11 protein-coding genes are annotated in these 12,885 nt (G+C 39.8%); 10 read left to right on the forward strand and 1 reads right to left on the reverse strand.

Annotated features, from left to right (window positions below):
- From OLM34_RS09640 to OLM34_RS09650, 3 genes are all read left to right on the forward strand, one after another.
- Positions 1 to 1,902, forward strand: coding sequence for a biotin/lipoyl-containing protein (locus OLM34_RS09640; protein ID WP_264406944.1), 1,902 nt, complete (start codon positions 1 to 3; stop codon positions 1,900 to 1,902).
- 73 nt (positions 1,903 to 1,975) lie between these two features.
- The gene (locus tag OLM34_RS09645) at positions 1,976 to 3,115 is read left to right on the forward strand and encodes a sodium ion-translocating decarboxylase subunit beta (protein ID WP_413777219.1); all 1,140 of its coding nucleotides are present in this window, start codon (positions 1,976 to 1,978) and stop codon (positions 3,113 to 3,115) included.
- A gap of 516 nt (positions 3,116 to 3,631) precedes the next feature.
- Positions 3,632 to 4,525 carry an AraC family transcriptional regulator gene (locus OLM34_RS09650; RefSeq protein ID WP_264406948.1) on the forward strand — a complete coding sequence of 298 codons (894 nt, stop codon included), beginning with the start codon at positions 3,632 to 3,634 and terminating at the stop codon, positions 4,523 to 4,525.
- A gap of 185 nt (positions 4,526 to 4,710) precedes the next feature.
- On the opposite strand, the gene OLM34_RS09655 is transcribed toward OLM34_RS09650, so the two are convergent.
- The gene (locus tag OLM34_RS09655; RefSeq protein ID WP_264406950.1) at positions 4,711 to 4,923 is read right to left on the reverse strand and encodes a hypothetical protein; all 213 of its coding nucleotides are present in this window, start codon (positions 4,921 to 4,923) and stop codon (positions 4,711 to 4,713) included.
- 79 nt (positions 4,924 to 5,002) lie between these two features.
- Between OLM34_RS09655 and OLM34_RS09660 the strand changes: the two genes are divergently transcribed.
- The 7 genes from OLM34_RS09660 to OLM34_RS09690 all read left to right on the forward strand — a co-directional run bounded on the left by OLM34_RS09660 (position 5,003) and on the right by OLM34_RS09690 (position 12,577).
- Positions 5,003 to 5,581, forward strand: coding sequence for a LemA family protein (locus OLM34_RS09660; protein WP_264406951.1), 579 nt, complete (start codon positions 5,003 to 5,005; stop codon positions 5,579 to 5,581).
- Between the two features lie 32 nt (positions 5,582 to 5,613).
- Positions 5,614 to 6,387 carry a TPM domain-containing protein gene (locus OLM34_RS09665; RefSeq protein ID WP_264406952.1) on the forward strand — a complete coding sequence of 258 codons (774 nt, stop codon included), beginning with the start codon at positions 5,614 to 5,616 and terminating at the stop codon, positions 6,385 to 6,387.
- 16 nt (positions 6,388 to 6,403) lie between these two features.
- Positions 6,404 to 7,327, forward strand: a complete 924-nt coding sequence (miaA, locus tag OLM34_RS09670; protein ID WP_413777220.1) for a tRNA (adenosine(37)-N6)-dimethylallyltransferase MiaA — start codon at positions 6,404 to 6,406, stop codon at positions 7,325 to 7,327.
- A 125-nt stretch (positions 7,328 to 7,452) separates the two neighbouring features.
- Positions 7,453 to 8,610, forward strand: coding sequence for a diaminopimelate decarboxylase (lysA, locus tag OLM34_RS09675; RefSeq protein ID WP_264406953.1), 1,158 nt, complete (start codon positions 7,453 to 7,455; stop codon positions 8,608 to 8,610).
- A 6-nt stretch (positions 8,611 to 8,616) separates the two neighbouring features.
- On the forward strand, positions 8,617 to 9,792 hold the full coding sequence (locus OLM34_RS09680) for a glycosyltransferase (RefSeq protein ID WP_264406954.1): 1,176 nt from the start codon (positions 8,617 to 8,619) through the stop codon (positions 9,790 to 9,792).
- A gap of 232 nt (positions 9,793 to 10,024) precedes the next feature.
- Positions 10,025 to 11,539 (forward strand): Do family serine endopeptidase, encoded by a 1,515-nt coding sequence (locus OLM34_RS09685; protein ID WP_264406955.1) that lies wholly within the window; start codon positions 10,025 to 10,027, stop codon positions 11,537 to 11,539.
- Positions 11,540 to 11,716: 177 nt separating this feature from the next.
- Complete coding sequence (locus tag OLM34_RS09690; RefSeq protein ID WP_264406956.1) at positions 11,717 to 12,577, forward strand: sigma-70 family RNA polymerase sigma factor; 861 nt, start codon at positions 11,717 to 11,719, stop codon at positions 12,575 to 12,577.
- Positions 12,578 to 12,885 lie beyond the last annotated feature (308 nt).

The following is a 12,885-nucleotide window of genomic DNA, read 5'->3' on the forward strand; positions in this document are numbered from 1 at the left end:
ATGGCAAAACAGATAGGATTTAGTCTTTTATATCGCGACATGTGGCAGTCGTCGGGAAAATATGTGCCACGAGTAGATCAATTGAAAGCCGTAGCTCCTGCTATTATCGACATGGGATGTTTTGCTCGTGTTGAAACCAACGGTGGAGGGTTTGAGCAGATTAACCTGTTGTTTGGTGAAAATCCAAATATTGCAGTGAGAGAATGGGTGAAACCTTTCAATGAGGCGGGTATTCAAACACACATGCTCGAAAGGGGATTGAACGGTATCCGCATGACTCCTGTTCCTGCTGATGTGCGCCGACTGATGTTTCAGGTGAAGAAAAAACAGGGTACCGATATTGCCCGTTCGTTTGACGGATTGAACGATGTCCGCAACTTGGAGAATTCCATCAAATTTGCAAAGGAAGCGGGGATGATTTCCCAAGCTGCGCTTTGCATTACCGTTTCACCTATCCATACTGTAGCATATTATACACAGTTGGCCGATACATTGATAGAAATGGGTGCGGATGAAATTTGCATAAAAGATATGGCCGGCATAGGACGACCGGTATCGCTGGGCAAGATTGTGAAAAATATCAAAACGCGTCATCCTCACGTTCCTGTGCAGTATCACGGTCATGCCGGTCCCGGTTTTCAGATGGCATCGATTCTTGAAGTTGCACTGGCCGGCATCGATTACGTTGACGTAGCTATGGAGCCGCTTTCTTGGGGTACTGCTCATGCCGATGTGCTTGCCGTGCAGGCAATGCTGAAGGATGCCGGATTTGCTGTTCCCGATATCAACATGAAAGCCTATATGAAAGTACGGTCGCTTACACAAAGTTTTATCGACGATTTTCTGGGTTATTACATCAATCCCAAGAATCGGTTGATGAATTCGTTGCTTATCGGCCCCGGTTTGCCGGGCGGAATGATGGGGAGCCTGATGGCCGATTTGGAAAATAACCTGGAGTCGCTTAACAGATGGTTGGCAAAAAACGGCAAACAGGAACTCACGCTGGACGATTTGCTGATAAAATTGTTCGATGAGGTAACCTATATTTGGCCGAAGGTGGGATATCCTCCATTGGTGACACCGTTTAGTCAGTATGTGAAAAACCTTGCCCTGATGAACGTGATCCAGATGGAAAAAGGCAAAGAGCGCTGGTCGATGATTGCCGATAACATTTGGGATATGATTCTTGGTAAATCGGGTAAACTGCCCGGTAAGGTTGCTCCTGAGCTTGTGGCATTGGCGAAAGAACAAGGAAGGGAATTTTATACCGGCAATCCGCAGGATTTGTATCCTGATCAATTGGATGAATTCCGTGCCGAGATGAAAAAGAACAATTGGGACTTTGGCCGTGATGACGAAGAACTTTTTGAGTTAGCCATGCATCCCGAACAGTACAGAGCATACAAAAGTGGCGAAGCTAGGGCGGCATTCGAAAAAGATTTGGCCGAGAAAAAAGCAGCTGAAAAGCAAAGAAAAGGAGAGACACCTGTCGTTTCGCTTCAACAAAATAATGAGTATAAGCCGAAGAAGTTAATCATCACTATCGATGATGAGGAATATGAGGTAAATATTTCTTACTCGGATGAGGATGTGAATGATAATAAGGGAGCCGATAAATCGGCAAAGGATGTGAAACCTGCCGAAAAATCCTCATCTACTCCAAAAGGGAAAATCAAAACGCTTGTTACACCTCTCGAAGGGAAATTTTTTTTGACGAAAGATCCCTCCGAAAAACCTATTAAAGTAGGCGATAAAGTTAAAAAGGGTGATGTAATCGGATACGTAGAATCCATGAAGACCTATAATACGATTGCTGCCGAAGAGGAGGGGACCGTGGTAGAAATTTGTGTATCGAATGGTGATTCTGTGTTTGAAGATGATGTGATTATTAAATTGCAATGAGGATATGGGGGATATTTTTACGGGTTTGTCTGAAATGACGGCTTTTGGGGCTATAGACTTCAAAACCGTTGTAATGTGGATTATAGCATTTGTTCTCTTATATTTGGGGATAAGGAAGCAATATGAGCCACTTTTGCTTGTGCCAATTGGCTTTGGAGTGTTGTTGGCAAATTTGCCCGGCGCCGGATTGGGAATAGTGGATGCATCAGCTGTTCATTATGAAGATGGTACCTATATGAATCTGCTGGAAATAGCAAACGAATACGGCATCATGAATTTTCTTTACTACGCGCTCATTAAAACCGGTTTGCTTCCCCCTATCATTTTTATGGGCGTGGGTGCTCTTACCGATTTTGGGCCAATGTTGCGTAATCTCAAATTATCTTTTTTTGGTGGTGCCGCACAGTTGGGAATTTTTTCGGTGCTGATCGGTGCAGTTTTGATTGGTTTCAATTTGAACGAGGCCGGCTCGTTGGCAATCATTGGCGGAGCCGATGGGCCTACGGCTATTTATACCACTATTAAGTTGGCACCTCATTTGTTGGGGCCCATTGCGATTGCTGCTTATTCTTACATGGCACTGGTGCCGGTGATTATTCCCTTGGTTGCTAAACTGTTGATGACCGAAAATGAATTTAAAATACATATGCGCCACATGGATGAATTGTACCCTCCCAAACATGCGATCAAACATTTGAAAGTGGTGAAGATTGTTTTCCCTATCGTATTGGGTGTGGTTGTGGCTGTTTTTGTTCCTTCGTCGGCACCCTTGCTCGGTATGTTGCTGTTCGGAAATTTGGTTAAGGAAATCGGAACTTCCACAAGTCGTCTGGCTGAAGCAGCGTCAGGTCCCATCATGAATACGGCAACCATTTTTCTTGGTTTGTGTGTGGGGGCTACCATGACGGCCGAGGTATTCCTTTCGCCACAAACATTGGGTATTGTGGTCGGTGGATTTTTGGCTTTCGCCATATCGGTTGCCGGCGGCATTTTGGGAGCGAAGGTCTATAACATGTTTTCGAATAAAAAGATCAATCCGCTTATCGGGGCAACCGGTTTGAGTGCCGTACCGATGGCTTCGCGTGTGGCAAACGAAATGGCATTGAAATACGACAAATCGAATCATATTCTGCAATATTGTATGGCAAGTAACGTTTCCGGAGTAATTGGATCGGCTATTGCCGCAGGGGTATTGATTTCGTTCTTGGCATAAGAGAAGAATCGATTCCGGAGTTATTTTTTCATTTCTCAAATTTTGTTTTGGCCATCAACCGTTTTTTATTCTCTTTCAGAATTTCCGAATGGGTTGCAAGAAGTTTTTATCCTTTGCAGGAAAACGTGATGGGCGGGCAAAAAAATTTAATTCCTTGCCTGAAAAGTGGATGAGATTGCTTGAAAATTTCATCCCTTTTCTGAAGCCCGTGTTAACTGAAATAACTTAAATCCTCCATCAGAAACCCGATTTGTACGTCTTACATCTATTAGTAATATTTTGTTTTATAAACATCCATTATCGATATATTTTTCTGTCAAACAGCTAAATGTGCAACTAAAATAATATTAAAATGATATTTCATTTTCTTTGCTATAACATAAATATTCTATACCTTTGAAAGGTAGAAAGTTGTCCGATAGATAAGGAAAAACAATGAAGGCAAAAACTATTTTAAATCTGCATTTATCAGGAACACAAGCAATGAGTCCTTAATTAAAATAATAGGATGATAACATGAGATATAACGATTTGCCTATCGATTTTAAATATCTGATCGTAAATGAGAAAGACAGAAGTTTCGGCTTAACCGTAAATACGGTCGGGTTTCAGCCTGTTGCTCCCAACACGGTCTATCCTTCCACGCAACATCCCAAAAGCTATTATTTTGACCCATGTAAAGGACGAATTCTTTCAGAGTATCAGATACTGTATATCAGCAAAGGGCATGGCTCTTTTATGTCGGAAACCACCAAGAAAACGAATATAGATAAGGGGCAAATTATTTTTCTTTTTCCCAATCAATGGCATACCTATTGTCCTTCGCCGGAAACAGGATGGAACGAATATTATGTCGGATTTGAAGGACAAGTCATTGACGAAATGGTAAAAAACGAATTTATCGGCCCTAATAAACAGGTTATTGATATTGGTGTGAATGAAGATTTGGTAAATCTTTATTCTTCTGCTTTACAAGTAGCTAAAGATGACAGAATAGCGGCTCAGCAACATTTGGCCGGCATTGTTTTACATATTATCGGCATGATATTATCGTATTCGCAGAATAAAGATTTTGAAAACAACAATATGAGCCAAATTGTTGAACGTGCCAAAATCATTATGAGTGAAAATATGCATAGAGGTATTAATGTAGAAGAAATTGCATCGAAATTGGGGATAAGTTATTCGCGATTCAGAAAAGTATTTAAAGATTATACAGGCTATGCTCCTGCACAATATTTTCAGGAATTGAAATTAAGAAAATCAAAAGAATTGTTGGCTGAAACGAACCGATCTCTAAAAGAGATTGCTTATGAGTTGAATTTCAATTCTTATGAATATTTTATCTTTTTCTTTAAAAAAAGAGTAGGAATTACCCCTTTGGAATACAGAAATTTAGGGAAATTATAATACCATATCGGCTCTATCAGCCTTTTTTGAGCCTATCATGAATACTTATCAGGTTTGTATATTTTTTACCGATTCTATGCCTTTTTTACGTGTATTCCGATTTGTGGCGACAAGTCTTGTATAGATCTCAACCACCTTCTTTGTCTTTATATCGTCTTGTATTTTACATTTACTGTAAACTTATTTCAGGACAGACATACCTTCTCCGCACCAAGTCCGTACCAAGGCTGCACCATCCTCGCTCCAAGGTCGCTCCAAGATTTTGCTTTTTTTGCTGCAAAAATGCAGGTGTTTTTTACGATAAATCTGCATAATCCGATGTTTTTCTCCCTGCCTTGAAGCAAGCATGAAGCAGCCCGGAGATATTTATTTAGGGGTTGCGCTTCGATTTTGAACATAATTCTTTTGTCATCGGATGTTTTTGTATATTTGTCGAAAATTATGGACGAAAATTATTTGGTAAAATTCAACAACACAATGAGAAATATTAAAATTCTTTTTTCGGTAATCCTTTTGGGTGCTATCTTTTCCGGTTGCGGATACAACACGATGGTTGAAAAACAGGAAGCCGTAGCCTCGCAATGGGGTAATGTGCAAAATGCATATCAGCGCAGGGCCGATCTGATTCCAAATCTTGTAGCTACCGTGAAGGGCTATGCCGAACATGAACAAGAAACCCTTACGAAGGTGACCGAGGCTCGTGCCAAAGCTACTCAGATAACGATAGATCCGGAAAATCTTACGGATGAGAATATCCGGGAATATCAGCAGGCTCAGGCCGAGTTGAGTGCGGCGTTGAGCAGATTGCTTCTCATTCAGGAGAATTATCCCGAGTTGAAAGCCAATCAGAATTTTCTTGCTCTTCAGGACGAACTTGCTGGTACAGAGAATCGAATCGCTGTTGAACGGAACAGATTCAACCAACTGGTAAAAGAGTATAATGCATATATTCGCAAATTCCCTCAAATCATCTATGCCGGTTTGTTTGGATTTAAACCCAAAGCCTATTTTCAAGCTGTCGAAGAAGCTCAGACAGCTATAAAAGTTCAATTTTAGCCAAAAAGTTGGCAACTTCAGTAAATTATCTGATGAAGATATTAAGTAAAATTAAACATCGATTTTGGTTATTCATTTTGTTTTTCGGCGTAGCTGCGGTCTATGCTCAGGATATTCCTAAACCGATGTATCCTCCTTGTTTGGTAAACGATTTTGCCCGTCTTTTCTCGCCGGAAGAAACGCGCGCTTTGGAGCAAAAACTCCGTGCTTACCACGATTCCACTTCTACTCAAATTTATGTGGTTACCGTGAATGATTTGGAAGGGTATGCCGTTTCCGATTATGCTTTCAAAATAGGCGAGGAGTGGGGTGTGGGGCAAAAAGGCAAAGATAACGGAGCGGTAATCCTCATTAAGCCGAAAGTTGGCAACAGTAGAGGGCAAGTCTTTATTGCAACGGGTTATGGTTTGGAGGCACGTTTGAACGATGCGTATGTGGGTAGGATCGTGCGCGATAGGATGATTCCCTATTTTAGGGAAAACGATTATTTTGGTGGCGTTAACGCTGCTGTAGATGCCATAATAGAGCGTTTGTCGGGAGAATTCGATGCAGATGAGCAGCAGGATAACGAGGGTATTCCCATTGGTCTTATTGTTGTGTCGGTTATTGGTCTCATCGTTATTCTTCGTTTGATTTTTGGCAATAACCGGCATATAAATAATGGTGGGAGTAACCGTGGAGGGGGTCGTTTTATTTTCTTCCCGCCTTTCGGTGGCGGAAGCAACCGTACCGGAGGGTTTGGAGGCACTTTTGGTGGAGGCGGAGGCGGTCGTTTCGGAGGCGGAGGTGCCGGAGGTAGTTGGTAAATCAATGGGAAAGATAATGTTGAATATGTTGCCGCTCATTACTATTCTTGGACCTACCGCTACCGGCAAAACCTGTTTTGCCGCTCATCTGGCTTACGAACTGGATGGAGAAATTATCAGTGCCGATTCACGACAGGTTTACAAGGGTATGGATATCGGAACAGGTAAGGATTTATCGGATTATGAGATAAATGGCCGGCATATTCCCTATCATTTGATCGATATTCGTGAAGCGGGTGAAAAATATACGCTTTTTCATTTTCAACATGATTTTCATCAGGCCTATTCCGACATTCTTTCGCGAAATAAAACCCCTATTTTGTGCGGAGGAACAGGATTGTATATCGAATCGGTGTTAAAGGGGTACCGCTTACCGGATGTTCCTGAGAATCCCGAATTGCGAAAGCAATTGGCTAATAAGTCGCAGGAAGAACTGACAAAAATGTTGAGCTCGTACAAAAAATTGCACAATATTACCGATACAGATACCAGGCAGCGTACCATACGGGCTATTGAAATTGCCGATTTTCAAGAAAAGCATGACATCGATTGCGCAGCATATTTGCCTGTTGAAAGTGTAATCATCGGCCTTTCGGTAGATAGGGAATTACGGCGCAAAAAAATTTCGGAACGGTTGAAAAAACGCTTGGATGAGGGAATGGTTGAAGAAGTTGAAAAACTTCTGGCGAGAGGCTTGTCGGCTGACGATCTTATATATTACGGGTTGGAATATAAATATATAACGTTATACCTCTTGGGAATGTTGTCATATGAGGAGATGTACTCGAAATTGGAAATCGCCATACATCAGTTTGCCAAGCGACAAATGACTTGGTTTAGGGGAATGGAACGCCGCGGTTTTACCATTCATTGGATTGATGCTACATTGCCAATGGAAGATAAAATAGCCTGTGGTTTACAGTTGTTACAGCATTTATGAAAAGGCTTTTCATTTATAATTGTCCAAAAAATAGTACATTTGTAACTCAAAAAATGATTGCTCGATTTTTTTAAACTTTTCGGCAACCAATGATGTTGTTTTATTTACTGATTATACGCTAAAGAATGATTAAAGGTCAATTTCCGATTGAGAAGTTTCGTTTTCTTGAAACCCCATTTTATTATTATGATATCGATTTGCTTCGTCAAACCTTGGATATCATAAAAAAAGAAACGCAAGGGAAAAATTATCATATTCATTATGCCGTCAAGGCAAATGCCAATCCTCGCATTTTGAGGGAGATTTCCTCTTATGGCTTTGGAGCTGATTGTGTAAGCGGAAACGAAATTCTTCGGGCTGTTGAATGTGGATTTTCTCCATCGAATATTGTTTTTGCGGGTGTCGGGAAAACCGATAAAGAGATTAATTTGGCTTTGGATAGCGATATTTTTTGTTTCAATGTGGAGTCGTTGCCCGAAATGGAAACCATTGAAGGGTTGGCTTCAAAGAAAGGAAAACGAGCACGCATTGCTTTGCGTATCAATCCCAATATTGATGCTCATACACACGAATACATCACAACCGGCTTGAATGAAAATAAATTCGGCTTGAATGAACAAGATTTGCCGAAAGCGTTGAATTTTATTACAGGAGCATCGCATATCGAACTGATCGGAATTCATTTTCATATTGGATCGCAAATCACGGATTTGTGCGCTTTTGAAAATTTGTGTGTCAGAGCTATGGGTTGGAAACACTGGTTCGAAAACCGAGGTGTTCGCCTTCAGCTTATCAATGTAGGGGGGGGATTAGGAATTAACTATAAGCACCCGAATCATTGTCCCATTGCTAATTTCGAATCGTATTTTCGCCTTTTCGATAAACACATGAAGTTAAACGATGACCAATCCATTCATTTTGAACCGGGAAGATCAGTGGTCGCTCCTTGTGGCTCGCTTATTGCACAAACAGTATATGTAAAAGAAGGACTCAGCAAAAAGTTTTTAATTATCGATGCCGGCATGACCGATCTTATTCGTCCGGCTTTATACCAGGCGTTTCATCATATCGAAAATATGAGTTCGGAAGAAGAACCGACTTGCTATGATGTCGTAGGTCCTATTTGCGAATCAAGTGATACTTTCGGCAAAAACAGGGAGATCAACAAAGCAAAACGGGGCGATTTGATTGCTATTCGATCTGCCGGAGCCTATGGAGAAGTGATGGCATCGCAATACAATTGCAGGAAATTGCCCAAATCGTATTTTTCGGATCAAATTTAATCGGATATGAATTTTTTGCTTTCGTCGGTGTTTGATTTCTCCATCATCGATTGGATTATTGTTGCTGCTCTTTTGCTATTTTTTATCATTCAGTTTCTTTTTTATTTTCTTCTCTATAGAAAACCTTATTCTTATCAGTCCAAAAAAGGGAAAATTTCGCTATCGGAAAATGATTTGCCATCGGTTTCGGTTGTGATTGTTTCGAAAAACGATTCTGAAAATCTGGCAAAGCATCTCCCTGCTATTCTCAATCAGGATTATCCCGATTTTGAAGTTGTGGTTGTAAACATGGGGTCGACCGATGAAACCGATATGGTTTTAAAGCGTTTGGAACAGACGTATAACAATCTCTATCACACGTACGTTCCGCAAGAAGCCGAAGAGCTGAATGAAAAAAAACTGGCATTGACAATAGGAATTAAAGCTGCAAAAAACACTATTTTGCTTTTCACGGAACCTTATTGTCAGCCGGCATCCAATCAATGGATTAAAGAATTTGCAGAAGAATTTGCCAAAGGGAAAGAAGTGGTTTTGGGCTTTTGTAAACTCGATATTCCGAAAAAAGTTCCTATGCGTAAGTTCATTCATTACGATAACCTGATACAAGGGCTGAAATATTTATCTATGGCAATTGTTCATCGACCGTTTATGGGCATTGGAAGAAATATGGGATATATTCGAGAATTGTTTTTCAGACAAAAAGGATTTTCTTCGATCTTAAATTTCGAAGATGGCGAAGACGATCTGTTTATTAATGAAATAGCAAACGGTAAAAATACCGGAGTTGTTATATCACCCGAAAGCATGACTATAAGCGATGTTGTGACCAGTTTTTCGGTTTGGCGTGCGTTAAAATCGAAATATTTACACACAAAACGATTTTACAAGGGCTTTTTTTCTTCTATTTTCGGTTGGGAAACCTTTTCCAAATATGGTTTTTATCTTTCTGTCATTTGTGCTGTTTGTTGGGGACTGCTAAATACCAATTTTATCCTTCTTTCCATTGGAATCGTATTGTTTATTGCCAGATATTGTTTTCAGGCAATTATTATCAACCGTAATAGCAAACTTTTTGGTGCCGGTAAGCATTATCTCGATCTTGTTTTTATGGATATCTTTCAACCTTTCAACAATTTCAGGTTTAAGAAATATGCGGAGAAAAAAAGAAAAAAATTCCGATGATAAAGAATTAAACAAAATGTCAGGGAATGCGTTAAATATAAGGGAATGACAATGTGTCATTTAAACCTTTGATGATTTAAAATGTCGGTTAAAGCGGGTTAAGTGTGTAGGTATTTGGTTAAAAGTGTTAAAAACAAAGAGATATAGAGATAAGGTGTATGTTTTTTGTTATTATTTTTGAGTGCTGAATGAAGCAACGAAGCAATAGAGTGATCATTTAAAATAGAAAGATATGAAAGCAAATAATACCAAAAGAGTATTGGGCATTATTTTAATTGCCGTATTGAGTTCTGTCATAACATTGTTTGGTTATGACCAGATAAACAAAAAAAGAAGTAGAGCCGTTTCGGGAAATGTTGGAGAGTATGTGAGTTCTTTTGGACAAGATAAAAATGTTGTTCTGACCAACCTAACAGCATCTCAAGGATATTTCGATTTTACAGAAGCAGCCGAAAAAGCTGTTCATGGTGTCGTTCACGTGAAAACGAAAGCAGTGCGAGAACAAGTGGTAATTGATCCTTTCGATTTCTTTTTCGGTTTCGGGGGAAGACAGCAGATAATCCCTCGCGAGCAAGTAGGTTTCGGATCGGGAGTCATTGTTTCGAAAGATGGTTATATCATTACCAATAATCATGTTGTTGAAGGTGCTACAGAGGTATCGGTAACCTTAAATGACGAGCGTGAGTTCACAGCAAAAGTTGTTGGTGCTGATGCACAGTCGGATATAGCACTTCTTAAGATTGATGGTGATAATTTTCCTTATCTGTCTTTCGGTAATTCCGATGCGTTAAGAGTAGGTGAATGGGTTTTAGCTATTGGCAATCCGTTTAATTTGACATCGACTGTTACTGCCGGAATTGTCAGTGCAAAGAACCGGACCAACATCGTGGGTGAAAATATGGGCCTTCAATCATTTATTCAGATTGATGCAGCTGTCAATCCCGGAAATAGTGGAGGAGCATTGGTTAATACAAAGGGAGAATTGGTGGGTATCAATACCGCTATTTATTCGGAAACCGGCAATTTTACAGGTTATGCTTTTGCCATTCCGATTTCCATAGCCGGAAAAGTGGCAGCCGATCTTAAAGAATATGGAATTGTGCAACGTGCCGTATTGGGAATTCAAGTACCCAATATTGAATATCTTAAACGATATGATCCCAAGAGGGCAAGCGAATTGGCAAAGATCCAAGGCGTAATGGTCGAGGACTTTTCCGATAGAAGTCCTGCAAAAGCTGCCGGCATAGAAAAAGGCGATATTATTAAAGCCATAAATAATGTGCCGATTCGTAATTTTGGAGAATTGCAGTATCAACTGAGCAAGTATCGGCCGGGAGATAAAGTGAAAGTGACTGTTGATAGAAAAGGCAGCGAAAAAACCTTCACGGTGGAATTAATCAATATGCAAGGCAGCACCGAAATCATTAAAAGGCCGGATGCATTAAAAATATTGGGAGCTACTTTCAAAGCATTGTCCGACGAACAGAAAAGACGATTGGGAATAAGTAGCGGAGTTGAGGTTACTGATGTAACCAAAGATGGAATATTCAATAAAGAAGGCATCAAAAAAGGATTTATCATTATGAGGATAAATAATTCTCCGGTAAATAATGAGGATGATGTTGCGAGAATTGTTGCCTCTGTTGCCGCACGAGGCGTTGATGAAGACAAAGTTATTTTGATAGCCGGCTTTTATCCGCCTAATGGAAGAACGCAGTATATTGCGATTGATCTATCTAAAAAATAAGTAAGACATGATAGAAGAATTTGAAGTTTTTGCAAAACAAAAAACGGACAAAAGTGTTCTTAATGACGAAGGATTCAGTGTAAATACTGTATCCTTCGGTGCGGATCTAGGAAATATAAATAGATGAATATAAGGATATAAAAATAAAAGAATAAAAAATTATAGGATAGCTGGAGAATGAGACAATTAAAGATTACAAAATCAATAACAAATAGAGAAAGTGCTTCTCTCGATAAATATCTCCAAGAGATTGGGAGAGAGGATTTAATTACTGTTGAAGAGGAGGTAGAATTAGCACAGGCAATCAAAAAAGGCGACAGACAAGCATTGGAAAAACTAACGCGCGCCAATCTTCGTTTTGTCGTATCGGTTGCCAAGCAATATCAAAATCAAGGACTCAGTCTTCCCGATTTAATTAATGAAGGGAACTTGGGATTAATAAAGGCTGCGGAGAAATTTGACGAAACGAGAGGATTTAAATTCATCAGTTATGCTGTATGGTGGATTCGCCAATCCATCTTGCAGGCTTTGGCTGAACAATCGAGAATCGTGCGATTGCCTCTTAATCAGGTAGGTTCATTGAACAAGATAAGCAAAGCATTTCAGAAATTTGAGCAGGAAAACGAGCGACGTCCTTCTGCTGAAGAGCTTGCCGAGGAATTGGATGTGTCAGTAGATAAAGTTTCCGATTCACTGAAAGTGTCCGGACGTCATATATCGATGGATGCGCCTTTTGTGGAAGGTGAAGACAACAGTTTGTTGGATGTTTTGGTGAACGATGATGCGCCGTCTGCAGACCAAACGTTAATGAAAGAATCGCTTCACAAAGAAATCGAACGTGCCTTATCTACGTTAACAGAACGGGAAAGTGATATCATTAAAATGTTTTTTGGTATTGGTTGTCAGGAAATGACGCTCGAAGAAATCGGAGATAAATTTCAATTAACCAGAGAGAGGGTTCGTCAAATTAAGGAGAAGGCGATCAGGCGACTTCGCCAAGATTCCAGATGCAAATTGCTGAAAAGCTATTTAGGATAAACAGGGATAGTATAAAAAAAAGTGAATAATATGTAGAATTGTAAAATTGAATGCTCTAACATCTGTTTATAAGCATTTTTTTTGCTGAAAATATTATTTACTTAAAATTTAATTTTATCTTTGCATGATATTCGGTATTCATGGGGAAAAATGTCGTATGAGTACACGATTTTAAAATGATGAGAACCGAAACGGAAGATATAAATTTATCATATTTTTCTAACAGTATCGAACATTTTAAAAAGGTATATGTTATATATATTGGAACAAATAATGAAAATCCCGCTCAGACGGGTTTGTAGATGAAA

It is taken from the genome of Anaerorudis cellulosivorans (assembly GCF_025943985.1).
GTDB classification, from domain to species: domain Bacteria; phylum Bacteroidota; class Bacteroidia; order Bacteroidales; family Dysgonomonadaceae; genus Anaerorudis; species Anaerorudis cellulosivorans.

Coding starts and splice junctions, on each gene's coding strand:
- OLM34_RS09660 (WP_264406951.1), top strand. CDS start 5,003: ATGAGAAATATTAAAATTCTTTTTTCGGTAATCCTTTTGGGTGCTATC.
- OLM34_RS09685 (WP_264406955.1), top strand. CDS start 10,025: ATGAAAGCAAATAATACCAAAAGAGTATTGGGCATTATTTTAATTGCC.
- OLM34_RS09650 (WP_264406948.1), top strand. CDS start 3,632: ATGAGATATAACGATTTGCCTATCGATTTTAAATATCTGATCGTAAAT.
- lysA (WP_264406953.1), top strand. CDS start 7,453: ATGATTAAAGGTCAATTTCCGATTGAGAAGTTTCGTTTTCTTGAAACC.
- OLM34_RS09690 (WP_264406956.1), top strand. CDS start 11,717: ATGAGACAATTAAAGATTACAAAATCAATAACAAATAGAGAAAGTGCT.
- OLM34_RS09655 (WP_264406950.1), bottom strand. CDS start 4,923: ATGTTCAAAATCGAAGCGCAACCCCTAAATAAATATCTCCGGGCTGCT.
- OLM34_RS09680 (WP_264406954.1), top strand. CDS start 8,617: ATGAATTTTTTGCTTTCGTCGGTGTTTGATTTCTCCATCATCGATTGG.
- miaA (WP_413777220.1), top strand. CDS start 6,404: ATGTTGAATATGTTGCCGCTCATTACTATTCTTGGACCTACCGCTACC.
- OLM34_RS09645 (WP_413777219.1), top strand. CDS start 1,976: ATGTGGATTATAGCATTTGTTCTCTTATATTTGGGGATAAGGAAGCAA.
- OLM34_RS09640 (WP_264406944.1), top strand. CDS start 1: ATGGCAAAACAGATAGGATTTAGTCTTTTATATCGCGACATGTGGCAG.
- OLM34_RS09665 (WP_264406952.1), top strand. CDS start 5,614: ATGAAGATATTAAGTAAAATTAAACATCGATTTTGGTTATTCATTTTG.